General features: G+C 68.8%; 27 protein-coding genes and 2 pseudogenes. 15 read left to right on the top strand and 14 right to left on the bottom strand.

What is annotated here, in order from left to right:
• The first annotated feature begins 13 nt into the window (after positions 1-13).
• The gene (locus KN815_RS08690; protein ID WP_216341169.1) at positions 14-589 is read left to right on the top strand and encodes an HD domain-containing protein; all 576 of its coding nucleotides are present in this window, start codon (positions 14-16) and stop codon (positions 587-589) included.
• A 170-nt stretch (positions 590-759) separates the two neighbouring features.
• On the top strand, positions 760-1,218 hold the full coding sequence (locus tag KN815_RS08685; protein ID WP_253208837.1) for a hypothetical protein: 459 nt from the start codon (positions 760-762) through the stop codon (positions 1,216-1,218).
• Between the two features lie 263 nt (positions 1,219-1,481).
• Here the strand turns inward: KN815_RS08685 and KN815_RS08680 are convergent, their stop codons facing one another.
• Positions 1,482-2,033 (bottom strand): AAA family ATPase, encoded by a 552-nt coding sequence (locus KN815_RS08680; RefSeq protein ID WP_216341168.1) that lies wholly within the window; start codon positions 2,031-2,033, stop codon positions 1,482-1,484.
• Between the two features lie 129 nt (positions 2,034-2,162).
• On the opposite strand from KN815_RS08680, the pseudogene KN815_RS08675 reads away from it, so the two are divergent.
• A pseudogene (locus tag KN815_RS08675) lies at positions 2,163-2,742 on the top strand (transposase family protein).
• 17 nt (positions 2,743-2,759) lie between these two features.
• Here the strand turns inward: KN815_RS08675 and KN815_RS08670 are convergent.
• Positions 2,760-3,053 (bottom strand): ImmA/IrrE family metallo-endopeptidase, encoded by a 294-nt coding sequence (locus tag KN815_RS08670; protein WP_216341167.1) that lies wholly within the window; start codon positions 3,051-3,053, stop codon positions 2,760-2,762.
• A 526-nt stretch (positions 3,054-3,579) separates the two neighbouring features.
• Positions 3,580-4,611 (bottom strand): Glu/Leu/Phe/Val dehydrogenase dimerization domain-containing protein, encoded by a 1,032-nt coding sequence (locus KN815_RS08665; RefSeq protein WP_253208836.1) that lies wholly within the window; start codon positions 4,609-4,611, stop codon positions 3,580-3,582.
• 106 nt (positions 4,612-4,717) lie between these two features.
• Between KN815_RS08665 and KN815_RS08660 the strand changes: the two genes are divergently transcribed.
• Positions 4,718-5,191: an Lrp/AsnC family transcriptional regulator gene (locus tag KN815_RS08660; protein ID WP_216341165.1), complete on the top strand. Its 474-nt coding sequence runs from the start codon at positions 4,718-4,720 to the stop codon at positions 5,189-5,191.
• Between the two features lie 48 nt (positions 5,192-5,239).
• Here the strand turns inward: KN815_RS08660 and KN815_RS08655 are convergent, their stop codons facing one another.
• Positions 5,240-6,220, bottom strand: a complete 981-nt coding sequence (locus KN815_RS08655; RefSeq protein ID WP_216341164.1) for a GlxA family transcriptional regulator — start codon at positions 6,218-6,220, stop codon at positions 5,240-5,242.
• A gap of 71 nt (positions 6,221-6,291) precedes the next feature.
• Between KN815_RS08655 and KN815_RS08650 the strand changes: the two genes are divergently transcribed.
• Both KN815_RS08650 and KN815_RS08645 read left to right on the top strand, forming a co-directional pair.
• Positions 6,292-6,966, top strand: coding sequence for an HD domain-containing protein (locus KN815_RS08650; RefSeq protein WP_216341163.1), 675 nt, complete (start codon positions 6,292-6,294; stop codon positions 6,964-6,966).
• Between the two features lie 48 nt (positions 6,967-7,014).
• Positions 7,015-7,437, top strand: a complete 423-nt coding sequence (locus tag KN815_RS08645) for a RidA family protein (protein ID WP_216341162.1) — start codon at positions 7,015-7,017, stop codon at positions 7,435-7,437.
• An 89-nt stretch (positions 7,438-7,526) separates the two neighbouring features.
• On the opposite strand, the gene KN815_RS50150 is transcribed toward KN815_RS08645, so the two are convergent.
• Positions 7,527-7,913, bottom strand: a complete 387-nt coding sequence (locus tag KN815_RS50150) for an ArsR/SmtB family transcription factor (RefSeq protein WP_253208841.1) — start codon at positions 7,911-7,913, stop codon at positions 7,527-7,529.
• 54 nt (positions 7,914-7,967) lie between these two features.
• A pseudogene (locus KN815_RS50145) lies at positions 7,968-8,420 on the bottom strand (tellurite resistance TerB family protein); the annotation flags it as partial.
• A 347-nt stretch (positions 8,421-8,767) separates the two neighbouring features.
• Here KN815_RS50145 and KN815_RS08635 point away from each other — a divergent pair.
• Positions 8,768-9,454, top strand: coding sequence for an AAA family ATPase (locus KN815_RS08635; protein WP_216341160.1), 687 nt, complete (start codon positions 8,768-8,770; stop codon positions 9,452-9,454).
• Positions 9,455-9,509: 55 nt separating this feature from the next.
• The gene (locus tag KN815_RS08630; protein ID WP_216341159.1) at positions 9,510-10,457 is read left to right on the top strand and encodes an ion transporter; all 948 of its coding nucleotides are present in this window, start codon (positions 9,510-9,512) and stop codon (positions 10,455-10,457) included.
• Here the strand turns inward: KN815_RS08630 and tatA are convergent.
• Positions 10,396-10,659 (bottom strand): Sec-independent protein translocase subunit TatA, encoded by a 264-nt coding sequence (tatA, locus tag KN815_RS08625; RefSeq protein WP_216341158.1) that lies wholly within the window; start codon positions 10,657-10,659, stop codon positions 10,396-10,398. The genes KN815_RS08630 and tatA overlap by 62 nt on opposite strands.
• A gap of 207 nt (positions 10,660-10,866) precedes the next feature.
• Positions 10,867-11,706 carry a LysR family transcriptional regulator gene (locus tag KN815_RS08620; RefSeq protein ID WP_216341157.1) on the bottom strand — a complete coding sequence of 280 codons (840 nt, stop codon included), beginning with the start codon at positions 11,704-11,706 and terminating at the stop codon, positions 10,867-10,869.
• Positions 11,707-11,798: 92 nt separating this feature from the next.
• Here KN815_RS08620 and KN815_RS08615 point away from each other — a divergent pair, with 92 nt between their 5' ends.
• From KN815_RS08615 to KN815_RS08600, 4 genes are all read left to right on the top strand, one after another.
• Positions 11,799-12,536: an SDR family NAD(P)-dependent oxidoreductase gene (locus KN815_RS08615; protein WP_216341202.1), complete on the top strand. Its 738-nt coding sequence runs from the start codon at positions 11,799-11,801 to the stop codon at positions 12,534-12,536.
• A gap of 105 nt (positions 12,537-12,641) precedes the next feature.
• Positions 12,642-14,024: an NADP-dependent succinic semialdehyde dehydrogenase gene (locus tag KN815_RS08610; protein ID WP_216341156.1), complete on the top strand. Its 1,383-nt coding sequence runs from the start codon at positions 12,642-12,644 to the stop codon at positions 14,022-14,024.
• 102 nt (positions 14,025-14,126) lie between these two features.
• Positions 14,127-14,924, top strand: coding sequence for a maleylpyruvate isomerase family mycothiol-dependent enzyme (locus tag KN815_RS08605; protein ID WP_216341155.1), 798 nt, complete (start codon positions 14,127-14,129; stop codon positions 14,922-14,924).
• Between the two features lie 141 nt (positions 14,925-15,065).
• Positions 15,066-15,899: an alpha/beta fold hydrolase gene (locus KN815_RS08600; protein ID WP_216341154.1), complete on the top strand. Its 834-nt coding sequence runs from the start codon at positions 15,066-15,068 to the stop codon at positions 15,897-15,899.
• 27 nt (positions 15,900-15,926) lie between these two features.
• Here KN815_RS08600 and KN815_RS08595 read toward each other — a convergent pair whose 3' ends face one another.
• Positions 15,927-17,399, bottom strand: coding sequence for an FAD-dependent monooxygenase (locus KN815_RS08595; RefSeq protein ID WP_216341153.1), 1,473 nt, complete (start codon positions 17,397-17,399; stop codon positions 15,927-15,929).
• Positions 17,400-17,504: 105 nt separating this feature from the next.
• Here KN815_RS08595 and KN815_RS08590 point away from each other — a divergent pair, with 105 nt between their 5' ends.
• Positions 17,505-18,194 carry a TetR/AcrR family transcriptional regulator C-terminal domain-containing protein gene (locus KN815_RS08590; protein WP_253208835.1) on the top strand — a complete coding sequence of 230 codons (690 nt, stop codon included), beginning with the start codon at positions 17,505-17,507 and terminating at the stop codon, positions 18,192-18,194.
• A 47-nt stretch (positions 18,195-18,241) separates the two neighbouring features.
• Here the strand turns inward: KN815_RS08590 and KN815_RS08585 are convergent, their stop codons facing one another.
• Entirely contained in the window at positions 18,242-19,093 is an 852-nt protein-coding gene (locus KN815_RS08585; protein WP_216341152.1) for a helix-turn-helix domain-containing protein, read from the bottom strand.
• A gap of 354 nt (positions 19,094-19,447) precedes the next feature.
• Here KN815_RS08585 and KN815_RS08580 point away from each other — a divergent pair, with 354 nt between their 5' ends.
• Positions 19,448-20,362, top strand: coding sequence for an NADP-dependent oxidoreductase (locus KN815_RS08580; protein WP_216341151.1), 915 nt, complete (start codon positions 19,448-19,450; stop codon positions 20,360-20,362).
• A gap of 78 nt (positions 20,363-20,440) precedes the next feature.
• Here the strand turns inward: KN815_RS08580 and KN815_RS08575 are convergent, their stop codons facing one another.
• On the bottom strand, positions 20,441-21,409 hold the full coding sequence (locus KN815_RS08575) for an SMP-30/gluconolactonase/LRE family protein (protein WP_216341150.1): 969 nt from the start codon (positions 21,407-21,409) through the stop codon (positions 20,441-20,443).
• 302 nt (positions 21,410-21,711) lie between these two features.
• Positions 21,712-23,010, bottom strand: coding sequence for a methyltransferase domain-containing protein (locus KN815_RS08570; protein ID WP_216341149.1), 1,299 nt, complete (start codon positions 23,008-23,010; stop codon positions 21,712-21,714).
• Positions 23,011-23,233: 223 nt separating this feature from the next.
• Here KN815_RS08570 and KN815_RS08565 point away from each other — a divergent pair, with 223 nt between their 5' ends.
• On the top strand, positions 23,234-24,190 hold the full coding sequence (locus KN815_RS08565) for an alpha/beta fold hydrolase (RefSeq protein ID WP_216341148.1): 957 nt from the start codon (positions 23,234-23,236) through the stop codon (positions 24,188-24,190).
• A 9-nt stretch (positions 24,191-24,199) separates the two neighbouring features.
• Here KN815_RS08565 and KN815_RS08560 read toward each other — a convergent pair whose 3' ends face one another.
• Complete coding sequence (locus KN815_RS08560) at positions 24,200-24,868, bottom strand: class I SAM-dependent methyltransferase (RefSeq protein WP_216341147.1); 669 nt, start codon at positions 24,866-24,868, stop codon at positions 24,200-24,202.
• Between the two features lie 158 nt (positions 24,869-25,026).
• Positions 25,027-25,225, bottom strand: a 199-nt coding sequence (locus KN815_RS08555; protein ID WP_216341146.1) for an electron transfer flavoprotein subunit alpha/FixB family protein, incomplete at its 5' end; no start/stop codon positions are given.

The following is a 25,225-nucleotide window of genomic DNA, read 5'->3' as shown; positions in this document are numbered from 1 at the left end:
AGGGACGATCTGCATGACTGATGACCAGGCCGACAAGGGAACGGTCGGCTACCTGTTTGAGATGGGTGCCCTCAAGCGAGGAAAGCGGAGCGGCTGGTGGATCGCCGGCGTCAAGGACCCCGAGACCATCGCCGAGCATTCATTCCGCACCGCCATCATCGGCGCGGTGCTGGCGATGATGGAAGGCGCTGATCCAGCGAAGGTCGCCCTCCTGTGCACCTTCCACGATACCCAGGAGACCCGCGTCGGGGACATCCCGTGGATCGGGCGCCGCTATCTCGAAGCGGCGTCGAACGAGAAGGTCACCGCCGATCAGGTCTCCAAGGCGCGTCCAGCCGTAGCGGAGGGGATCAAGGCCGTGGTCCACGAGTACGAGAACGGCGACTCGCTGGAGGTTCTCGTGGCACACGACGCGGACAAGCTCGAGTGCATGCTGCAAGGTATGGAGTACCTGGAGCAGGGCTACCGCAATGCCCAGGAATGGGTGGACACCACGCGGGCGAAGCTGAAGACACCCTCAGCGCTCACGCTCGCCGAAGCGGCGCAGGGCATGTCGTCTGCCGAATGGAAGCACATCTACCTGAGCTGACCAGCACGCCGCATCCGAGCATGCACAACTGCGTTCGTGTGCCGTCGACGGGCGGACAGCGGGCCAGCCCTCGCAGCAGGGCATCACGGTCCGGTCCCCCGGCCGTCGCGGAAGCGACCGGGGGGCCGCTTCCGGCACCAGACGCAACCGGCAATGACCCTACTGACCTCATGCGGCGTGCCCTGGCCAACCACCACGCCGAGCCGCAGATCGTCGCCGCTGCGGAGCGCGCCCGCGCGGCTGGCAGCAAGGTCGCGATGCTCAGCAGCTCGTTCGGGATCGATTCGTATAACCCTTACGAGGACAAGGGCATGTGGCGTGACTCTTTCGACGCGGTGATCCTTTCCGAGCTGGAGGGCGTACGGAAGCCGTCGCCACTCATCTACCGGCGCGCGCTGGAGCCCTGGAGCTCGAAGGCCCGGAATGCGTATTCGTCGACGATCACCCCGAGAACCTGCCGCCAGCCGAGGCTCTGGGAATTCGCACGATCCACCACACCACGGACCTCACGACGACGGCCGCACTGTTCAACTCCCTACTCCCGGACCGCGCTCCGGCCTGACAACACGCTTTTGCTCCTCACCAACCCAGTGCTCGACTCGCTCCCCACGGAGACAGAACACCTATGACCCGCCGGATGGGGCGCCCGCGAGACGATGCCCCATGCAGGGCGATGGCGCTCCGAGAGTCCTATCGACGGACCCCGCGCCTCGCCTTGTGGGCCGGAGGGATCACGTCGAGGAAGCCTTCTCGATCGCGGCAGACGCCCCTCCGACGACATTCGTGTCGATCCCGTCGGATTCAGCGTCAGCTCACAAGGCCCAGGTTGATGAGGCGGAATCCCATGGCCGAGTGAGGTTTTCTCAGTGAGGTAAGCCCCATTCGACCGGAGTCAGCCGGCCTGTACCCGGGCGGCGGGGAGGTTGTGGAGAATCGCTGAGACCGTCTGGTCCGGTGTCTGCTCCGACGTGTCCAGCCAGAGCCCGATGCGCGGCGTCTCCTCGCGCAGAGTGTGGTCGAGGGCGTCGAGTGTCCAGGCGAGGCCGTATCCGGTCTTCAGGCGCTCGTCCTCTCTGCTCTTCACGGCTGCCGTGGAGGGAGCCAGCACGACAATGTACAAGGGTCGTGTATGCACCCTGGCGACATACTGGCCCAGGGCTTGACCCAGGACGATGTCCTGGACGACTGCGGTCCAGCCGTGGCGTGCGTACTCGTCGGCCACCAGCGCGGACAGCCGGTAGCGCAGTTCCAGTTGGGCCCTGGCCTCGGCGGTCTCTTCTGGCAGCAGTTCCTCCCGGCCGGATACCACCATGCGTCGGAAGACGTCGCCGCGCACGTGGGCGGCTCGGGGTAGCTGCCCGGCCAGCAGTTCGGCCACGGTGGACTTCCCCGCCGCCATCACGCCGGTGATCAGGATGACTGCGGAACCCAGTTCGGTGTCCACGTGGACCTCCGTGTGCAGACGGCATACCGGATGCGCGAGCCCCCTTCGGGAGCACGCGTGAAGCCCCTGGTAGGACAGGTCTCACCACAAGACCATGTCCGCATGTCCGCAACCACCAGAGGCTCCACGTTGGCCACCTATGTTGCCACGCTCGACGTTCCGCACCATGTGGCGCAGTACTTCGCCCGCCTGTTGGCTGCCCACCGCCGCCGGATCGGCACGCCGAAGGACTCTCGGGCTCTGGGGCCGTTCCGCCAGGCGGTGTTGGTACCGCGCTGGTTCCGCGCCCGCGACTGCGTGCACTGACTGGCCCGGGACACCGGGATCTCCCAGGCCACCGGCTACCGCTACCTGCACGAGGGCATCAATGTCCTGGCCGAGCGGGCCCCGGACCTGCACCAGGCACGTGCTCCCCGCGCTATACAAGGCGGCCGCCCATAGCCTGCCAACACTTGCGGACAAGGGCTACACCGGTGCGGGCATCGGCGTCCGCGTCCCGCACCGTCGCCCCAGAGGCCGGTCCGAGCAGACGCTCTACCCCGACAACCGGACATTCAAAGCGCTTATCCGGCACGTACGCGCCCGGGGCGAACGCGCTGCCGCTGAACTCGATCAACGCTGGCGCAGCTTGCAGTACGTCACCCTCAGCCCGAGCGGCATCGGCGATATCGCCCGCGTCGCCCTCGTCCTCAACGGAGTCTGGAAGTGATCAACGTTGAGAAAACCTCAGTCGCTGACATCGAAGATGGCGGCCAGCACGGTAGTGCAGCGTTCGGGGTCTTGGCTTACGGCAGCGGAGAGCCGTTGCAGCTCCGAACGGACGAGGCCAGAAGGCATCAGCAGGCTCGCCGCGAAGGCGTTCGCTTCGATCTCCTCACGATCGGTCGCCGCGCTGGACGTCTTGTGGGGGAGCCGACATGCCAACCCAGACCACGTGTGACGCTGTGGCGTTCCTTCACCCCAGAGGACATCCTCGTGAAACGCTCCATCATCCACACTGCCCCAGACCGCGTGCCCCACGGATCCCGCTGACCGGCCAACACACTGCGCTCATAAATGGAGGTTTCATCCGTACACGCCACCCAGCGAACCGTACCTGTACACCCACGCCAGCAGGGGACCTTCCGTCTGCGTCACCGTTGAGTCCGTGGGTGAGTACGGTTCACAGCGGGCTGCGCCCGTCTCCTACCCAAGCTACGGTTGCTCAGCGCCTCTGACCTGGTCTAACGTCCAGCCGACCGACACCACTTTCCGCAGAACTTCGCAAGAGCGAGATCCGCGGAGCCATGCCGGCCCACCGTCGACACCCAGGCAATCGGCCGAGGCACGATCACCGAGGTCAACAGCTTGTAGAACGGAGTGGGCCCCATGGCCTCGGGCTCTAAATCAATACGCATGCGCCCCAGCATCCGCGCATGCGGCGGCGCACCCCAACGACGGATCGCGGCATCGCCTGCGAGGACTTCGACATCTCACCCCAGGCCAGCACCGGCCGCGTCACCCTCATAAGCGCTCAGCGTGGTCGGGGTGGTGTTGTCCCCGGCCATCAGGCGCCCCGGAACTCCGAGGCCGAGGACGCCAGTCGGCGCTCGGCGATCTGCTGGGCCGCTCGCAGCGGGGTGATGCCGGTCGAGTGTGCCAGGTCAAGGATGCGGGTGACGGTGTCGCCGATGTCCTCCACCCGTTGCTGCGCGGTCTCGTGGCCGTAGCCTTCCGACTCCCGGCTCAGGGCGTAGGCGATACCGCCGGCACTGGCGACATAGTCGGGCACCCAGACGATGCCCCGCTCCGCGAGGACATCGGCCACCCGCTCCTCGGTGAGCTGGTTGTTCGCCGGGCCGACGACCAGGCGCGCGGTGATCCGCGGGACGGTCACGTCATCGAGTACGCCGCCGACGGCGGCCGGGACCAGGATGTCGGCCGGCGCGGACAGAGCCCGACCGGGCTCGACCCAGCCGTACCCGCTCGCCAGGGCCGCCTCCTTGCGGGAGGCTTCCAGATCCGACACGACGACCTGCGCGCCCTCGGCGGCCAGGCCGGCGGCGATACCGCTGCCCACCGATCCGAAGCCGCTGATCACCACGGTCCGTCCGGCGCAGGAGGCATCGCCGAATACCTGCCGCGCACCGGCGCGCAGGGCCGCCAGGACGCCGGTGGCGGTCGGGCCTCCGGAATTGCCGGTACCGCCGTGCTCCTCGGGCGCGCAGTAGGCGTACGGCGAGAAGCGCCGCAGGACCACCATGTCCTCGGGGCCGGTGCCGACGTCCGGGCCGGTGCGGTAGGAACCCTGGAAGGAGGCGATCAGCTCGCCCAGATCCTCCAGCGCTGCCGCACGCAACTGTGGGGTGAGCGCGGTGTCGTTGTCGAGGGCGACCACGCTCTTGCCGCCGCCGAAGTCCAGACCGGCCACCGCGGCCTTGTAGGTCATCGCCTCCGACAGGCGCAGCGCGTCGGCCAGTCCCTGCTGCCAGGTGTCGTAGCGGCGCAGTCGGCAGCCGCCGACCGCCGGGCCCAGGGCCCGGGAGTGGACGGCCACGATCAGCGGCAGCCCGGAACGGCGGCCACGTCGAATAGTCACGTCTTCGTGTGCAAGCGCTCGGCTCATGCCCCCAAAGCTAGGCTGATGCACGGAATGGTTGACGGGATGCCGAAGTAAGTTCGGTATGGCGATCCAGGAGGCAGTCATGGATGAACTTGATTCGGCGATCGTGCACCATCTACAGGCCGATGGTCGGCAGTCCAACCGGGCCCTCGCGGAGAAGCTCGGTATCGCCCCCTCCACCTGCCTCGAACGCACCAGGTTGCTGCACAAGCGCGGCATCATCCAGGGCTACCGGGCCCAAGTCTCCCTGCGGGCGCTCAACCGCTCCGTGCAGGCGATGGTCTTCACCCAGGTCCGGCCGCTGCGCCGGGAGGTCGTCGCCGCCTTCGAGCAGTCGGTGACCCAGCTTCCAGAGGTGGTCTCCGTCTACACGATGGCCGGCAGCGACGACTTCCTCGTCCATGTCACGGTCCCGGACATCGACCACCTGCACGCTTTCCTTCTGGACCAGTTCACCAACCGCCGGGAGATCGTCGGCTTCCGCACCTCGATCATCTACCAGCACCTCACCAACCCCGTGCTCGACCCGCTGCCCACGCAGGCAGAGGGCCTGTGACGCCACGCGGGCACCGGAGCGGGCCGTCAGTGCCGTGGTGACCCGTTTTCAGTCCGCGGGCATGGCTGCTGCTGAACCGGCCGGACTGGGTGACTTCGAGCGCCCGAAGGTGCGGCGGTAGGCGGTGGGGGTGGTGCCCAGTACGCGCCGGAAGTGCAGCCGCAGGTTGGCTGCCGTGCCCAGTCCGCAGTCCCGCGCCACCCGATCCATCGGGTGGTCCGTGGTTTCCAGCAGTTCCCGCGCCCTGCCGAGGCGGGCGCCCTGCAACCACTGCAACGGGGTCGTGCCCGTCTCCTCGGTGAACCGGCGCATGAAGGTGCGCTGCGAGACACCCGCGTGCCGGGCGAGTACGCGCAGCGTGAGCGGCTCGCCGAGCCGTTGCAGGGCCCATCCCCGGGTACCGGACAGCGACGCCTCACCGGCCACCGCGACGGGAGCCGGTACGTACTGGGCCTGTCCACCGTCCCGGTGGGGGGCGGCCACCAGACCGCGGGCGATCTCGTTGGCCACCACGGCGCCCAGGTCACGGCGTACGAGGTGGAGGCACAGGTCGATGCCGCAGCACACCCCGGCCGACGTGAGCACATCGCCCTCGTCGACGTAGAGCACATCGCGGTCGACCTTGACGGCCGGGAAGTCCCGCTCGAGCTCGTCGATGTGCTTCCAGTGGGTCGTGGCGTGCAGCCCGTCCAGCACGCCCGCCGCGGCAAGCGCGAAGGCGCCCGTGCAGATCGACACCACACGTGTGCCTCGGTCGCGGGCCTCGGCCAGCGTGCCGAGCACGGCGTCCGGCAGCCGGAGGTTCGGTTCGAATCCCGGCACGACCACGGTGTCGGCGGTGCGCACCTGCGCCAGCTCCCCGTCGGCGACCAGGGCGAAACCCGCGCTGGTGACCACCTTCGCGTCCAGCGCGCACAGGGTCATCTCATAGGGCGTTTCCGGCCGGGTGGTGAAGATCTGCGTCGGGATCGCCAGGTCGAGCGGGGTGACCCCGTCCAGCGCCAGGACCGCGACTCGATGCACTGTCATGGCAAGATTCTATCGAAGTGAGGAAATTTTGCCTCTCGCCAGGTCAGGGTGGTCGCGGCGAGGCTGAGGACATGACCGGATCTCCCCACGAGGCGGCCATCGACCTGATCTCGCTGCCCGGCACACCGCTTGCCGACGCCGTCGTGAACCTCATCCGACCGGTGGAAACGCCGTCCGTGTTCAACCACAGCGTCCGCAGCTATCTGTTCGCCCGGCTGGTGGCCGGCCGCCTCGGCCTGGCCGTCGGCCACGACTACCACGACGACCTGTTGTTCGCCGCGTGCGCGATGCATGACCTCGGCGTGGCGTCGGACGGCCCGCACAGCCATCGGTTCGAGGTCGAAGGCGCCGACCGGGCCGCCGCGTTCCTCATCGAACGCGGAGTGCCCGCGGCCGACGCCGACCGGGTCTGGCAGGCCATCGCCCTGCACACCTCGCCGGGTATCGCGGAACGCCACGGCACGCTGTGCGTACTCGTCCGCGAAGGTGTCGCCCTCGACTTCGGCGGCCCGCTGGGGGGCGGCCACATCGACGCCGTCACCGATGAGCAGGCCGACGCCGTGCACGCCGCCTATCCACGGCTGGACATGATCCGCTCACTCACCGACGCGATCGTCGCGCAGGCCGCGAAGAACCCGGCGAACGCACCTCGGTACACGATTCCCGGCGAATTCCTCCGCGAACGCGAAACCTACGGCCGGACCCGGATGGAGCACGCCTGTAGTTCGTCCCGCTGGGGCGACTGACTCCGCCGACTCCACAACTTCCGTCAACAAGGAAAAGGAAGCACCACAATGACCGTCCACACCGTCGAGATCCCCGAGGACAACGCAGTCTTCGGGCAAACCACCAGCGCCTTCGCGGGCTTCGGCTATTCCGCCGCGGTCCGCGCGCACGGCCTTCTGTTCATCGCGGGAACGATCGGCCGCCGAGCCGACGGAACCATCCCGGACACCATCGAGGAACAGACCGAGATCGCCATCGCGAAGATCGAGGAGATCCTTCGGCTGGAGAACCTCGACCTGTCCGCCCTCGTCGACGTCACCAGCTACCACGTCGACATCCGCCAGCACCTGCCCGGCTTCGTCGAGGCCAAGCGGCGCCTCGTCGAAGCGCCCTACCCGACCTGGACGATCATCGGGGTCAGCGGCCTCGCCAGCCCGGGACTCCTCGTCGAAATCCGCGCGACCGCCGCATATCCCGACTCATCCCGGTAGCCGCCGCTCGTGGGCCCGCACCCGCTTCCGCCGCCGCTCGTGGGCCCGCTCCCGGGCCCACGAGCCCGTGGGCGGTGATCCTGGGCGCGTCATACACAACCCCGGGTGAGAGGGGGGTCCTGTGGACCGGAGGGGGCCAGGAGGTAGGCGTGGAGCTGGCCGAGCAGTTCGGCGATGCCTTCCCGGTCGGCGCGGTAGCGGACCAGTTTGCCGCTACGCGTCGACTGGAGCAGGCCACCGCGCCGGAGGACCGCGAGGTGCTCGGAGGTGGTCGACGGGCCGAGTCCGGTGCGCTCGGCGACCTCGCCGACGGTCAGCTCCTCGCCGTCGATGAAGTGTGCGAAGAGCCGCTGCCGGGTTCCGCTGGTGAGCGCCTTGAGGAAGACCTGGAGGTCGTCGCCGGGTACGGCGGCCCCGGGCCGTATCCCCCGTGCCGCACCGGAGTCGGCCCGCCCGGACGCCTGGACACCGGCCACCGGCGGGAGTTCGTCCGGGCCCCGGTACGGGCGGGGGACGCGGAGGGGGCGGTGGAGGTCGAATTCGGTCGGGGGGATGTCGAGGGCCGAGCAAGCCTCGCGGACGACGTCCCGTTCGCTGTCGTCGAAGTAGCCGTCGGCGCAGCCGATGACGATGCCGATCTGGATGACGGCCCGGGCCTCGGCGGGCCTCCTCTTCGCCTTGCCGATCTCCCGCATGGCGCTCGCCATGCCGAGGGCGAAGTCCGTGGTGAGCGCGTCGAGGTGGTCCTCGAAGCGGCGGTGCAGCTCGTCCGGGGGGAAGTTCTGGAGCACGTCGTTGGTGGCGATGAGCTGGGCGACGCGCTGCCGTTCGGACAGATCGATCGTGCCGTCCGCCGCGGCCACCAGGGCGCACATCGCCATGCTCGCGTCCCGGAAGGCCCCGCTCCGCAAGTCGTTCTTCTTCGCCGTGAGCTGAGCCTGCATCGTCTGGACCGTGTCCTTGAGGCGGTCCCACAGCGTCATCTGCATCTCCTTCTCAGTAATACCTCCATTGTGAGGAGAAAACAGAATCTACAGGTTTGTAGAGTCCCCTCGCGTACCACCGCGGCGCCCCTCGCCTCCCTTGGCTTCAAATGATCGGTTGCGGCACACCCCTGCTTCTACAGTGCTGTAGATTTACGGCCGGATCCGGCACCCGGCGACAGGGGAAATCTACTTCTGCGAGCCTTCGCGCCCGTCCGCCCCCCGTGTGTTGGTCACCTGAAACCCAGGAGCTGTGCCCTGTGACTGTGAGCCTGTCCGAAGGCGGCAATCCCGCCTCAGACGGAGTCGGCCGTCTTCGTGGTGTGACCGCGGAATAAGAGGCATCCGTGAGCACGATCGACGAGGTGGGCACGGCGGCGCGGCCGAGCCGCCCGCCAGGCAGATGCCTTCGGCCGCGGGGCGTGGTCGACCTGCGCGGGCGGGCCGACGCCCCCGCCGTCCTGGCCTATCCGGCCAATGCCGTGGTGGTCGTTTCCGGCCTGCCCGGCAGCGGGAAGAGCACGTTGATCGCACGCTGGTCCAAGGCGGCGCCCGCCGTCGATCCCAGGGCGGTCCGGCTCGCCTGCGAGGCGGTCATGCCCGATTGGCTGCCGTACGGCGTATACCGGCCATGGTCTCGACTCAGACATTTTCAGGGGTTACGTCGGCGGATGCGCCGCATGTCCCCCCTGCTGGTGCACGACTGCGGCAGCCGGCCCTGGCTCCGTCGCTGGCTGGCCCGGCACACCCGGCGGGAGCAACGGGAGCTGCACGTGGTGCTCCTGGACGTCGGGGCGGACGAGGCGCTGGCGGGGCAGAAGGCGCGGGGCCGGTGGGCTCCGCCACGCATCTTCGCCCGGCACCAGCGGGGTATCGACCGCCTGCTGCACGCGTTACCCGGCGCCGACACGGCATACCCGGACGGTGCCATGAGGCCGGTCCCCGAACCGGTGGCGGAAGCGGCTTCCATCGTCCTGCTCGACCGGATATCGCGAAAGCACGTAGCGGCAGCGGTGTTCGGCCCGCTGCCATAGGTGGATACGGGGCAACCTCGGCTGCGAGTGGCGGCTCAGAACTGATGGAAGCGAGATGGTGAACGGTACTGCCGCGCCCAAGGTGCACGCCCTCGTGGAGGGTTCCCGCCGGGTCGTCGACTCGGGCTGGTTCGGTGTGGTGGTCTTCAGCGTCATCATGGCCAATGCCGCGGTCCTCGGCGTCGAGACGTACAGCGGTGTGGTGGCGGACTGGCACACTGAACTCAAGGCGCTGGAACACGGGTTCCTGGCGATTTTCACGGCCGAGATCCTCTTGCGGATGGTGGCCCACGGGGACCGGCCCGGGGACTTCTTCCGCGATCCCTGGAACCTGTTCGACATCGCCGTCGTGGCGCTGGCCTTCCTGCCCATCACACGCGAGAACGCGACGGTTCTGCGGCTGCTGCGCCTGGCACGGGTGCTGCGGGCCGCGCGGTTCCTGCCACAGATACGGGTGGTGATCACGGCCATCGGCAAGAGCCTTCCCGGCACCCTGAGCTTCCTGCTGGTCGGCACGCTGGTGCTGTATGTGTACGCCATGGTCGGCTGGGTGTTCTTCGCCGATGACGACCCGGAGCACTACGGCTCGATCGGCCGGGCCGTCCTGACCCTCTTCCTGCTCATCACCCTGGACGGGCTGGGGGACGCGGTACGGGCGGGACTGGAGATCTCCCGCTGGACCATCGTCTACTTCGCCTCGTTCGTACTGCTGGGCTCATTCGTCCTGGTGAACCTGCTCATCGGCGTGGTCATCAACTCCCTCGAGGAAGCCCGCGCCATGGAGGAAGCGGAGCAGGCCGAACCGCCGGGCCCCGCACCCATCGGACCCGCTCCGGAGCCGCTGCGTCAACGGATCGCGGCCGCCCGGCAGGCCCTGGACGACCTCGAAGCGGACCTGGGCACCACGAGCGGCATGCCACACGCCCCTCGCGGCGGCGGCGTCAGCGCGGTCCGGTGCCGCTGCTCCCGCTGCCCGGCTCGGGGTCCGTCGTCCGGGAACTGATCACATCGCCGGGCTGGGCCTGGATGACCCTCGGGACGGAGGGGTCCCGCCGACCGTCGTCATCGGATGCCATCGCCTTGGCTTCGCTCTTGAAGATACGGGCCGACTTGCCCATGGAACGGACCAGATCGGGGAGCTTCTTGGCCCCGACGACGACGATGACCACGATGAGGAGGAGGGCCAGCTCGCTTATCCCTAGCATGGGTGCCTGCTTTCGCCATGGATGAGTGGGGTGGTGGCGTCGAAAATCTACAGCACTGTAGATGGCCGTGGCGCGTAGACCGGGGAATGCTGAGCGACTTGGAGCGACAGACGATCGAGGTCCGCCAGGCCCGCTACTTCCTGGCCGTCGCCCAGACCCTCCGCTTCGGTCGCGCCGCGGAGCAACTCGGACGGCATGAACAGCCGGTTACAGACTGGTCGCTACGCGGATCAGGTCGGCGACCGCGCGAAGCCGGCTCTGCGCGGGCCAAGCGATCACCGTGGTCACCGGCGGAGCATCCAGGACCGGCACGGCGGCGAGATCCCGGCGCAGGTCGGTACCGGCGGACTCGGGGATGATCACGGTGCCACGGCCGAGCGCGATCAGTTGGAAGAGCTGTGTCAGGTTCCGTACCTCTGCCCCCGGTCCCTGCGGATAGGTGCCATCGGGACCGGGCCAGCGAGCCATCGGAAGTTCCGGCAATTCGGTGACCTCGACCATCCGGAGCTGTGCGCGCCCGGCGAGTGAATGAGAGGCGGGCACGATCGCCACCTGTCGCTCGGTATGCAGAATTTCGGTGTCGAGTCCGGCCACCGAATCGAATGGCAAGTGCAGCAGAGCCACATCGGCTTGCCCATTCCGCAGCAGTCTCTGTTGCTGATGCGCTTCGCAGAGCAACAGGTCGACGGTGGCCGCGCCGGGCTCCGCGCGATAGGCGTCGAGGAGTTTGGCCAGCAATTCACCGGCGGTGCCGGATTTCACGGCGAGGACAAGGCGGGAGCACCTTTGCGCGGCCTGCTGGGTACGCCGCTCGGCCGCGGCCACCGCGCCGAGGATCGCGCGCCCCTCGGACAGCAGCACCGCCCCGGCCTCGGTGAGCGTGACCTTGCGGCTGGTGCGCTCCAGAAGTGTGACCCCGAGCTGTCGTTCGAGCCCGGCGATGGCGCGGGACAGGGGCGGCTGGGCTATCTCCAACCGTTCGGCGGCCTTGCCGAAGTGCAGTTCCTCGGCGATGGCGACGAAGTACCGCAGCTCGCGTATCTCCATCCACGCACCGTAACTCCGGTGGAGTTCGATCGATGCCGCCCGGGTATCGCTGCATGACCGAGACGGTGTTGGTGCCCGGTCGAAGCGCGGCCATGCTCGCTGTCATGAGCGAGAAGACCATCGCGCTGGTCACCGGCGCGAACAAGGGAATCGGGTACGCGATCGCGGCCGGGCTGGGCGCATTGGGCTGGAGTGTCGGTGTCGGCGTGCGGGACGAGCAACGCAGGGTGGACGCCGTGGCCGCACTGCGCGCGGCGGGTGCCGACGCGTTCGGCGTGCCCTTGGATGTCACCGACGACGCGAGCGTGACCGGCGCGGCGCGGCTGATCGAGGAGCGGGCGGGACGCCTTGATGTGCTGGTCAACAACGCCGGAATCGCGGGCGATTGGCCGCAGGAGCCGACCACCGTCGACCTGGAGACCGTGCGGCGGCTGGTGGAGACCAATGTCTTCGGCGTCATCCGGGTCACCAACGCGATGCTGCCGCTGCTGCGCCACTCGGCGCACCCGCGGATCGTCAATCAGTCCAGCCATGTCGGCTCGCTGGCCCTCCAGACCACGCCCGGCGTCGACCTCGGAGGGATCAGCGGGGGCTACGCGCCGACGAAGACCTACCTCAACGCCGTCACCATCCAGTACGCCAAGGAGCTGAGCGGCACCAATATCTTGATCAACAACGCCTGCCCCGGCTACGTGGCCACCGACCTCAACGGGTTCAGCGGCACCCAGACCGCTGAGCAGGGCGCGGCGATCGCCATCCGGCTGGCCGCGCTGCCCGACGACGGCCCCACCGGTCAGCTCTTCGACGACAACGGAGTGGTGCCCTGGTGATGTGCCCAGGTTCACGGCGACGGGTGGGGTGGCCGCCACCTCGCATCCCATCTGAGGCAAATGGGTGAATTTGCGAGCCCTATTCCACCGTCCTACCGTCGAATTATGGCTATTGCGACGACGAGTCCTGTGACAGGTGAGGTCCTCAGGAGGTACGAAGAGCTGACTCCGGAGGAACTGGAGGACAAGCTCGCCCGGGCGGCGGCCGCGGCCGCCTCGTACCGGCTGACGAGCGTCGAGGAACGGGCGGCATGGCTACAGCATGCGGCCGAACGCCTGGAGAAGGAGATCGAGAGCGTCAGCCGGATGATCACCACGGAGATGGGCAAGACGTTCCGGGCGGCGGAGGAGGAAGTGGCCAAGTGCGTCCACGGGCTCCGCTTCTACGCCGCCGAGGGCCCCGCGTTCCTGCGGGACATGGACGCCGACGCCGGGCGCGTGGGCGCGAAGCAGACGTTCGTCTCACACCAGCCGATCGGTGTGGTGCTCGCGGTGATGCCGTGGAATCTGCCGTTGTGGCAGGCCATGCGGTTCGCCGCGCCCGCGCTGATGGCGGGGAACGTGGGCCTGCTCAAGCACGCCTCGAACGTACCGCAGTGCGCCTTGTACCTGGAGGAACTCTTCCGTGACGCCGGATTCCCCCAGGATGTGTTCCAGACTCTGCTGATCTCCTCGGGGAGGGTGGAGCAGGTGCTGCGCGACCCGCGGGTGGCGGCCGCGACGCTGACCGGCAGTGAACCGGCAGGGCGGTCGGTGGCGACCATCGCGGGCAATGAGATCAAGAAGGTGGTCCTCGAACTCGGCGGCTCCGATCCGTTCATCGTCATGCCCTCCACGGATCTGGAGCGGGCCACCGATGTCGCGGTGAAGGCGCGGTGTCTGAACAACGGGCAGTCGTGCATCAACGCCAAGCGGTTCTACGTGCACCAGGACATCGCCGACTCCTTCATCGAGATGTTCGTGGCGAAGATGGGGGCGCTGGTGGTGGGTGACCCGATGGACGAGGCCACCGATGTCGGGCCGCTGGCCACCGAGTCCGGCCGGCAGGATGTGGCGGGTTACGTCGACGATGCCGTCGGCAAGGGCGCGACGGTGCTGCTGGGCGGCGAACGCCCGGACGGGCCCGGCTGGTTCTACCCGCCCACCGTGCTGACCGGCGTCACACCGCAGATGCGGATGTACCACGAGGAGGTCTTCGGCCCCGTGGCGCAGGTGTGGGCGGTCCCCTCACTGGAGGACGCCCTGGGCGAGGCCAACGGGCACCCGTACGGCCTCGGATCGAACCTGTGGACCGAGGACGAGGCCGAACGCGAACTGTTCGTCCGCGATGTGCAGTCGGGCATGGCCTTCGTGAACGGCAACACGACCAGCTACCCCGAGATCCCCTTCGGCGGCGTCAAGCGCAGCGGCTACGGACGCGAACTGTCGGACCTCGGCATGCGGGAGTTCATGAACGCCAAGACCGTCTGGATCGGCCAGGACGCCTGACCCCTGGCGCCCGTCCCGCCAAGCCACGCCCCGACCGGACCGCCCCTTCGAGTCGAGAGATTTGAGAGCGGCGAGAGGTTCGAGAAGGGCGAGGGAGGAACGATGACCCGTGCCGGCCTCGCCGCCGCGCGTTCGAGCACGGCGCAACTGGCCGAGATCGTCCCCCAGGTGGACGACGGGCAGTGGGAGCTGCCGTCCGCGTGCGCCGGCTGGCGCGTCATCGACGTGGTGGCCCACCTCGCGGCCCTCGCCTCCGAGGCGGTGGACCCGCCGCCACCCGACCCCTCCCTGCCGAAGAACCGCGAGCGCTACCACGATCTGCGCGTCGACGAACCCCGTGGCCGGAGCCATACCGAAGTCCTCGACGAGTGGCGGCACAGCACCCCCCGGCAACTGGACCTCCTGGAAGCGGCCCAGGAACCGCCCCGCGCCGACGAGCCCGTCGAGGTGCCCGGACTCGGGACGTATCCGCGCCATCTCCTCGCGAACACCATGGCGTTCAACGTCTTCTGCCACCTGCGCGACGACATGCTCGCCCCCGGCGGACCGCTCCCCCTCACCCTGCCCGAACCGACCGACGACCAGGTCGCCCCCGCCATCGGCTTCATGCTCGCGGGCCTCCCCCAGATGCAGGGGCCCGAACTCACCGCCGCCGTCAGCCAACCCCTCGTCCTCGATCTGACCGGGCCGGGCGCCACCACCGTCACCATCCTCCCCGCGACCGGGCCGGACGGGGATCTGACCGTGGCACCCGGCGCGGACGCCACCACCCAGGCCCACAGCACGGCCCTCGACTTCATCGCCTGGGCCACCACCCGCAATCCCTGGCGCGACCACTGCCACATCACGGGGGACATATCCGCCGCGACACCGTTCCTCGACCGCCTCAACATCATCTAGACGCTGAGCCGATTGCCCGCACCTCTTCGTCGTCGAGGCACGTCTGAGATCTCAGATATAGTGCTGTGATATCTTACCGCCCGGTTAACGTGTCATGGTGGGATTTCTTCCCTGCGCGTGGCCGAGCAAGGAGTTGAACTAATGACGAACTTCGAACCGATCACGGGCCGCTATGTCACGGTCAATGGCGCGCGCACCTATTTCGACGAGGCCGGGGAAGACACCCCGATCGTGTTGATTCACCCGGGAGCCACGGACTCCAGGGTCTACAGACATCTACTGCCGCTGCTTGCCGAGCGCGGATATCGCGCGATCGCGCCCGATCTTCCCGGGCACTGCCGTTCCTACCCCGCGCAGTGGAAGCCCGGCACGTCCATACATGACCATGCAGAATTCGTGGACGCATTCGTGAAGACGGTTCTGAGCGGAGAGTCGCCCTTCGTACTCGGCGCCTCCGTGGGGGGACTGACGGCACTGGATCTCGCCGCTCACCACGGTGAGCGCTATCGAGGTGTCATCTCGATGCAGGCAGCGTCGTGGACACCGCTGTCGGCCGAGGCCGCCGCGTTGTTGGCAGGTCGGACGGCCGCGCCCGATGCCGGCTGGACCGATCACCTCGAGCATGCGGCGGTGGCTTCGGCGAGCAAGAAGCTGACCTCAGAGCAGGAAATTGAGCTGAGGTGGCTACAGCGCAGCACCTCCCAACAGGCGGGGACGCTCGATGGCCAGGCGTGGGCCTCCCACGATCTGCGTGGTCGGCTCGGCGATGTGCGATGCCCGGTCCTGATCGTGCAGGGCACCGACGACTTCCTCGTACAGGATGAGCTGGTCGATGACACGGTCGCAGAGATGGGCTCGGTGGCGCGGCTGCTGAGGGTGCCTGACATCGGGCACTACCCGCCATTCGAGAACCCGGAGTGGGCCGCGCAGGTCGCGGACGATTTCATGAAGGCGGTGACGGTCACGGCGGGCTGATCGCGCGTCCTGTGCCACCGAGCGCGCTCAGCGGCACAGGGTGTGCAGGGTGGTGCGGCAGTCCGCGGCCCGGCGCCGCGGGTCGGTGTCGGTGCCGGCCCAGGCGATCCGGGCGTCCGGCCGGATCAGGACGGCGGTGACGTCCCGCCAAATCGGGTCCGCCGCTTCGGTGTTGACGGTGGCTGCCCGCTGTTCCAGATCACTCGCGGGGCACGGCGTCCGCGTCCCGCCGAGGTCCAGCAGCAATGGCCGGCCGTGGTGCATCAAGGGGTGGGCGGTGGGTGCCTGTGGCGTGTCCAGGACGAGGCCGGCCAGGCGGGTGCCGTTCAGCGGGTGCGTGCCGGGTGCGGTGTCGGCGGTGAGCGGATCGCCGAAGCCGGCGATCCGGCGGGCCCACAGGCGGTTGGTCTCCGGTTCGGCCAGCGCGGCGGACCACACCTCGCGCAGCGCGATCTGCTCCGGGCTCGCCGCGGCGAACAGGGCGAGCTGCGCGCGGGTGTTGTCGATGACGGCGCGGGCGGCCGGCCGACGCTCCGTGTCGTAGCTGTCGAGCAGTCCGTCGGGCGCCCGGCCCTGGAGGGTTGCGGCGAGCTTCCAGCCCAGGTTGGTGGCGTCCTGGATACCGACGTTCATGCCCTGGCCACCGGCCGGGAAGAACATGTGGGCCGCGTCCCCGGCCAGCAGCACCCGTCCGGCCCGGTACCGTGCGGCCTGGCGGGTGGCATTGCCGTAGCGCGACAGCCACCGGGGGTTGCGGATGCCCAGCTCCCGTCCCAGCAGTGCGCGGGTCTGCTCGCGCACCTCCTCCAGGGTCAGCGGATCGCCGGTGTCGCGGTGCATGGTGGCCGTGGACAGGCCCGCCAGCCGGTGGACACCGTCGCCGATCGGGGCCGCCAGGAACGAACCGGCCGGCCCGGTGGCGGCGAGCGGCGCGGTGGGCGGATCGTCGAGTTCGACGTCGGCGAGCCACCCGGTCAGCGTGGTGTCCTGACCGGGAAAGTCGATGCCGGCCGCCTGGCGCACCGCGCTGCGGGTGCCGTCGCAGCCCACTACCCAGCGGGCCCGCACGGTCCGGTGGGTGCCGCCGGCCCGGATCACCACCTCGACGGCGTCCGGCCCCTGGGTGAGCGAGACGACTTCCTCCCGGCGCAGCACCTGGGCGCCCACGGAGACCGCGTGCTCCTCCAGGAGCTGTTCGGTGACGGCCTGACCGAGCGCCAGCATGTACGGGTGCACCGCCCCGACCGTGGAGAAGTCCAGCCGGGTGGTGGCCGCGCCGAAGTGGCCGGTCGGCACCGGCGTGCCGCGTTCGATGAACCGCTCCGCGAGTCCGCGGGTGGCGAAGGTGTCCAGCGTGCCTGCTTGCATGCCGACCGCGCGCGACCGTCCGTCCGGTGCCGCGCGGCGTTCCACGACGGTCACTTCCACTCCGCGCAGGCGCAACTCCGCGGCGAGCCAGAGTCCCACCGGGCCGGCCCCAGCGATGAGCACGTCGAGCATGACAACCACTTCCTCTCACTGTTGTCCGTTGGACAAGAGTGAGCATGCCCTAGAATTGTCCACTGGACAACAGGTGCGGGGAAGCCGACCGGAAAGGCGCATCGGATGGGCACGACACGGGACGAGATCGTCGCCGCCACGCTGGCGGTCCTCGACGAACACGGACTGGGCGGGGTGACCATGCGCACCGTCGCGGCCCGGCTCGGCGTACAACACAACACCGTCCGCTGGCACGCCTCCAGCAAGGGCCGCCTCCTCGAACTGGCCGCCGACGAACTCCTCGCGCACTGTCTCGACGAGCCGCTGCCCGAGGCGTTCCCCGACCGCCTCAAAGAGCTGAGCCGCCGCTGCCGCGCGGCGCTGCTCTCCCACCGCGATGCCGCCAGGATGGTCGCGGGCGTCTTCGCCGCCGAGCCCCACACGCTGCGCTACGCCGACACCGTGATCGCCACCTTGCTGGCGGCCGGCCATCCACCATGCACAGCCGCGTGGACCCACTGGTCGATCTTCTACCTGACCCTTGGCCTCACCCAGGAACAACAGGCCGCCCAGGAGACCGCACCGGCCCTCCCCCCGGACCAAGTCCCGGCCGGCACCTACCCGGCCCTGACCGCGGCCCTGCCCTACGTCGGCCCTGACAACTTCGACCAACGCTTCGAATTCGCCCTCGACCTGATCATCACCGGCCTTCCCCGAACCGAGGGACCGGCCGGCCAGAGCGCTGCTTCCACACCAGCGGGCGGACCGGACGAAGACACCCGCGATGCGCGGTCCGGACCTGGCGGGACCGGCTGAGGTGCCCCGCGACTCCGTTCCCGCAGACCGCGAAATTCGTCCTGCCGTCAGACGATGGCCCGGGCGGCGGCGATGCGCAAGTACTCCAGTTTTTCCTCGTCCGACGTGCCCGGCTCTGCCGTGTAGGTGACGACCCGCATATCGTGGTCCGGCATCTTCAGCACATCGTTGTCGAGACTTATCTCCCCCACAAGGGGATGCCGCAGGCGTTTGTGGCCGCCCAGGCGGGAGCCGAGTGCTGGGGTGCTCCACAGGGTCCGGAACTCTTCGCTGTTACTCATGACCTCATCGATCAGAACTCTGAAGTCCTCATCATGAGGATATGCTCCATGCGTTATCCGAAGGTCTACGACGAGAGCGGCTTTGAATTCCGCGGTGCCCTGCTCGGCGGGAAAGAGCGGATGACCCGTGTCCGATGGCTCGTTGAACACCGCGCGCACCAGGTTTCGTTCTTCCGGCGATCGAAGGGACGGGTCCCCCAGCAACGCCGTCCACATGGATGTCCATGTCAGCAGGGTCCACGAGGCGGAGAACACTCCCACCGGAATGTTTCCCCAGCGGCTCACGAGCCGTTGTAGACCAGGCGGCATCAGTTGCGGGATTTCGGGAGGCGTCGGCGGAAGGAGCCTGGCCACCAGGTGCAGATGGCAGGTTTCATCCGTACTGAGGCGCAGCGCGCGGGCGAGTGAGGCCACGACGTCGCGGGATGGGCGCTGGGACCGGCCCTGTTCAAGACGGAGAAGGTAATCCGTGGATATTCCCGCCAGATGGGCAAGCTCCTCGCGGCGCAAGCCGGCGGTGCGTCGCCGGCGGGTGGCCGGCAGTCCCACGTCTTCCGTCGTGATTCGGGCACGCCAGGTACGCAGCGCGTTCCCCAGCGAGTTCTCGGGACGACTCATGTTCCCATTGTTGCCGACCCCGCGGTCGGTAGCATGGTACTGCCGTTCCTGGGATAAAGCCGCTGGGTCGCCTTACAACGGCTGACACGATGAGGTGGATCGGCGCCGATCGCCGTGTCGTACGCCCCGGCCCGACCCAAGGTCCAGGTGCCGATCGATTCCACGATTGGCCCAGTTGGTCACTCTTCAAATGGACCACATGTCCGGCTCACTGGCCGCATAGGCTCGACACCAACGCGGCTGAGACCACAAGCGACCTCTGTAGGGGATCCCGAGGGCGACACTGGTGCCTGCTTCGGGTTTCCGGCCGATACCTCCCGGTCGGCCGGACTTTGTGAGAGGACAAGATCTGCTGTGAAGGCGTGCGGAGTTTCCGGGGCCGAGAAGGAAGTCGCCCTGCTGGAATTGCCCGAACCGTCATCTCCCGGGCCCGGTCAGATCCTGGTGGCGGTTGAGGCGGCCGGGGTCGGCCCGTGGGACGAACTGCTGAACGGCGCCGGGTGGGATGTGGGGTTGCGCCCACCGGCGGCGCTGGGAGTGGAGGGCGCGGGCGAGGTGCTGGCCGTGGGCGCGGGTGTCACCGGGTTGGCCGTAGGCGATCGGGTACTCGCACATGAGGCCCCACTGCCCGGGGGAAGCGGCTTCTGGGCCGAACGCGTTCTGATCACCGCGGATCACACGGCAGCCTGCCCACCCGGGCTGGACGCCGTGCAGGCGGCGGCACTGCCGGTCAACGGACTCACCGCGTTGCAGGCCCTGGAGAAGCTGGACCTCAGCCGAGGACAGCGGCTCCTGATCACCAACGGAGGCGGGGCCACCGGAGCCCTGGCCATCCAGCTCGCCGCGGCCGAGGGCTTCGAGGTGACCGCGACCGCCTCCAGTGCCGCCGCGGAGCGCCTGCTCGGTCTGGGAGCGACCGAGGTCGTCGACTACCACGATCCGAACTGGTCGGCCAAGGTACGCGGCGGGTTCCACGCCGCCCTCACCATCGCCACCAGCACGGCGGGCGACGCCCTGCCCTTGGTGCGGGACGGCGGGCGACTGTGCTCCCTGACCTCGGACGCGCCTCCGGAGGAACGAGGCATCACGAGTTGGGACCTCTACGTCGAGCCCGACGCCGCACAGCTCGCCCATCTGGCGGAGCGGGTCGCCGCGGGAACCTTGAAACTCGCACCGGAACCGCTGCCGCTGAGTGAGGGACCGGCCGCGTTCGCCCGGGTGGTCGCCGGGCAGGCCGGCGGAAGGAAGATCGTGCTCACCCGAACCTGACCCGACCGGGCACCGCCCGCTCAACTCCCGCCTCGGCCAGGGCGATCAGCGCCCCTCCACCTCATTGTTCAGCCGTCGTCAGTCGTGGTGGCCGAGATGGGCCGTCAGAAGATTCGCATCACCGCCTGTGGTGAGCGCACCGCTGGCGACGTAGACCGTATCGCCGTCGACCGCCACCGATGTGGTGTTCTCCAGACCGTCGCTCTCATCGAGGACGGTACGGTCGGGCTTGCCCGGAGTGATGAGGAGCAGCTCGCTCGGGATATTGAGTGCGGCCAGTAGCTGATCACCGCGGCCGGTGAAGGCGAAATCATCGACGCTGTCGAGTCCGGATGCCATGACCTGATGGGGACCCGCGGTTCCCTTGTCCGTCAGCGGTATCCGAAGGATTGTTCCTCGATCGATGTTGGAGACCCAGACAGCTCCGTTGTGCACCTTCACGCCGTTGGCGCCGAAGAAGTGAGTCGGGGCGAGATCCTCCCCCGCGGCCCAGAGCTTGGCAGTTCCGCCGTGCGGTCCGACCTGCCACACTCCGCCCTGGGTGGAGTCGGTGAGGTAGAAGTTCCCCGTACGGTCGTCCCTGGCAAGTCCGTTGAGGAAGCTCGACGCCGGCAGGGCGGCGACGCGCTCCGGCTTGTCTCCCGGGCGCAGTTTCCATAGACCGGTGAGGTGTTCGTCCCCTGCCGAATACAGGAAGTAGAGGGTTCCATCTCCCGTTCGTTCGATCCCCGTCACCGAGGCGGATCCGGGCCCGGGGGTGTTCACGCCCCCATCCGCGGGGAGCGGCATGGTCGCCAGTACCTCAACACGTCCGTCCAGCGCGACGTGAGCCACCTGCCGGGACAGGATGAGGCCGACATCCGCCGACCCGTCCGGCCGCACGCTGACGCTCTCCGCCACCTGCCCGGCCGGACGGTCGAAGTGGGCGACGATCCGCGGGTGCGAGAGGGGCGGCGCGGCCGCTTCCGCCGTTGACGAGACCGCGGTAAGTCCGATCACGGCGCCGGCAGTGGTCGCCGCCAGGTGGAAGAGAAGGTGTTTCGGCATGATCGCCTCCGAAGGTGATGCGCTTCTTCACAGGCGGGCCGGCCTGTGGGAAGAAGCATCAGCGCACCCGCGGGGCTCAACCAGTACCCGGCTTATCCCCGGAATCGCAGGACCACGCAGGCTGCCCTTCTCGATCTCCCGGGCGACGCGGAACGCGGGTCCCTTGCGGTCGCCCGGATCGCGCGCCGTCGTCACCCCGGTGCAAGGGCCCGTTCCCCGTGGACCTTCCCCTACATCCCCGGTCATGAGGTCGCTTCGAATGAAAGCCGCGGTGGGCACAGCGCGGGAGGGCGCGGCGGCCGTCAGCCGATGCGCACGGCGCGGGCCAGGAAGTGGTGGGGCGCGTCCTCGTAGCAGGTGGGCGCCCAGCCCGCCGCGCTGAGATCGGGGCGCAGGTTCTCCTCGGCCAGCGGGTCGTCCGGGTCGAGGGGACGGCCGTGGCGGGCGGCGCGTTCGGCGCGGCCGGAGGGGTGGAAGAGCAGCAGGACACCGCCGGGGGCGGTGACCCTGGCCCACTCCCGCAGGGCCGCCGCCGGGTCGGGCACATGGTTGACCAGGCCCGCGCTGAAGATGCCGTCCACCGCCCCGGCCGGCAACGGCAGTCGGCAGGCATCGGCCAGCAGCAGCCGGGCGAGGCCGGCGCGGCCTTCCTTCGCGGTGGCAGTGAGCATCGCCGGGGTGACGTCCACGCCGAGAACGACACCGTCCTCACCGACCTCGGCACGCAGTGCGGGCAGCGCCCGGCCGCTGCCGCAGCCCACGTCCAGCGCGCACTGCCCCGGACGCAGCCCCATCCGGGAGACGGCCGCCGCGTAGACCGGGCCTTGGGCGGTGAATCGCTCTTCCCATACGGCGGCGCGGGGTGTGAAGAAGGTACGGGTCGCGGTCAGTGCCGCCCGCTCCGCGACAAGGGCGGCGAAGCGGCGGAACACGCCGTCACGGTGTGGTGCCAGGGCGGCCAGCTCAACGGGGGCGGACTCGACGAGATCCGGTGCGAGGGCCGCTTCGTCCGGGAACGCCTCGGCGAAGGCGCCGACCGCCGTCGCGTCCACTTCCAGGTGGAACTGAAGACCCCAGGCCGAGCCGCCGATCCGGAACGCCTGGACCGGATAGCGGTCGCAGGAGGCCAGCAGGGTGGCACCGGACGGCAGGTCCATGGTGTCGCCATGCCAATGCAGGACGCGGAGCCGCTCGGGCACGCCGGTGAAGAGCGGGTCGGTGTGCGCGGCCGGAGACATCCGTATCCCGCCCCAGCCGATTTGCGGACCAGCGGTACCGGCACGGCCCATGCCGCCCGCCGCCACGGCCAGCAGTTGGGCACCCAGACACACGCCGAGCACCGGCACCTCGGCATCGAGCGCGGCGCGCAACAGCGCCAACTCCCGCGTACGACTGGGAAAGTCCTCGTACGCCGCCATCGGCCCGCCCATCACCACCAGGGCGACCGCATCGGCCGGCGTGTCCGGCACCGGATCCCCCGCCCACGTCCGGCACACCCGCGCCGGAAGCCCGGCCGCCGCCAGCGCCGTACCCAGGGCGTACGTGCCCTCGTGCGGCATGTGCTCCACGACCAGGACACCCGCGACCCGCGCCGGACTCATCACGCTCCACTCATCCGGGGCGGCCGCCGTCCACCCGGGCAACCGCCTCCCCGGGTGACCGTACCCGAACCCGCGTCCGGTGCACATGCAGATGCCAGCCCGATTGGCTGCTGGACCAGCTCATGCCACATAAAGCAAGCCCTTTGCCTCGCAACTGCGGGTATGGCTGACCCGTTTCGATGGTGAGCGGTTGCCGACGATCATGGCGCGTACGCTCGTGTACATGGTTGAGCATCGTATGGTCGACACGAACGGGATCCGGCTGCACATCGCCGAGGAGGGCGAAGGCCCCCTGGTCCTGCTTCTGCACGGCTTTCCCGAGTCCTGGCACTCCTGGCACCACCAGTTCGGCCCCCTGGTCGAGGCGGGCTTCCGGGTCGTCGCCCCCGACCAGCGTGGATACGGGGGCAGCGACCGTCCCGACGACGTCGACGCGTACAGCATCCTCCATCTGGTCGGCGACGTCGTCGGCCTGATCCGGGCGCTGGGCGAGGACAAGGCGTATGTGGTCGGGCACGACTGGGGCGCGCCGGTCGCGTGGAACACCGCGCTGCTACGGCCGGACATGGTGCTCGGGGTGGCCGGTCTGAGCGTGCCACCTCCCTTCCGCGGTGCGCAGCCTCCGCTGGCCGCCATGGAGAAGAGGTTCGGTGGCCGCTTCTACTGGAACTACTTCAACCGCCCCGGTGTCGCCGACGCCGAGTTCGCGAGGGACACCCGCACCTCGCTGCGGAAGATCTTCTACGCGATTTCCGGCGACGCTCCCGGCACGGTCGAGCTGCCGCTGGTCGACCCCGAGCGGGGCTGGCTGGCGACCATGCCGGACCCCGACGTACTGCCGCGGTGGTTCACCGAGGACGACCTCGACACGCTCACCGAGAGCTTCTCCAAGGGGTTCACCGGAGCCCTCAACTGGTATCGCAACCTCGACCGCAACTGGGAACTGACGGCGCCGTGGCAAGGCGCCGTCATCACCGTGCCCGCGCTGTACATCTACGGCGACCGCGACCCCGTTCCCGCTTTCCCCGGCACGCCCGAACTCATCGCGAGCCTGCCCGATCTGATGCCCAGCCTGCGGCGCGAGCCGCTCGAACTGGCGGGCTGCGGACACTGGACGCAGCAGGAACGCCCGGCAGAGGTGAATGCCGCGCTCATCGAATTCCTCACGGCCCGCTCATGAGCCCGGTCCTCAGGCGGGGCGCTTGGCCATGATGACCACGCCGGGCCCGGTGTGCTCATCCGCGGGGAGCCGAAGTTCGGCGACCGGGTGCAGGCCGGCCTGCTCGATCAGGTCGACGAATTGTTCGGGCCGCCACTTGTGTGTCGTCCAGTTCACGGGCACACCTCCGTAAGCCTCGGTGCGCATCAGGTCCTCGTCGCCGACGTGTGTCCCGGTGATGAAGTGTCCTCCTGGCTTCAGGGCGCGCACGAACAGGGCGAGGACCTGGGGAAGGACGTCGCGAGGGAGGTTGAACAGCGACCACCACCCGAGTACGCCGCCGAGGGACGCCTCCGCGAGGTCGAGGTCGGTGGCGGAGGCGACGCTGAAGCGGCATCGCGGATGAAGACGGCGCGCGTTTTCGATCATGCGGGGGGAGAGATCGACCCCGGACACGTCGAGTCCGCGTTCGGCGAGGTAGGCGGTCACCGTTCCGGGTCCGCAGCCGACGTCGAGGACCGGCCCGAGGTCGCCCACGGTGTCGGCGAAGGCGTCGATGGATGCCTTGAGCCAGGGATGGCGACGGATGTCGCCGATTCCCGTCGTCACCACCATGTGGGCGTAGTTGTCGGCCACCCGGTCATAGGACTCACGGACCACATCGAGATCGGCTGGGCTGTCTATACGGTGTGCGCGCATCGGCCAACAATATGTTCCTCGGCGGCCTCCTGCCCCCGGATTCCCGGCCCGGCTCGTCCCTGGCTGCCGGTCTCGACTCCGGCGTCGTCGGCTCGACTGTGGACGACGTGATGTCCGGTTCGGTGCCAGTCCCCGCGCAAGGGGCCGCCGGTCCGGCATCAGCCCTTGCGGGTCTTGACCTCCTCGGTCAACTGCGGGACGACCTCGAAGAGGTCACCGACCACGCCATAGTCGACCAGATCGAAGATCGGAGCCTCGGCGTCCTTGTTGACCGCCACAATCGTCTTCGAGGTCTGCATACCGGCCCGATGCTGGATCGCACCCGAGATACCCGCCGCCACGTACAACTGCGGCGAA

The organism is Streptomyces niphimycinicus (assembly GCF_018883605.1).
GTDB classification, from domain to species: Bacteria; Actinomycetota; Actinomycetes; order Streptomycetales; family Streptomycetaceae; genus Streptomyces; species Streptomyces niphimycinicus.
This window is presented reverse-complemented; position numbering and strand designations above follow the sequence as displayed.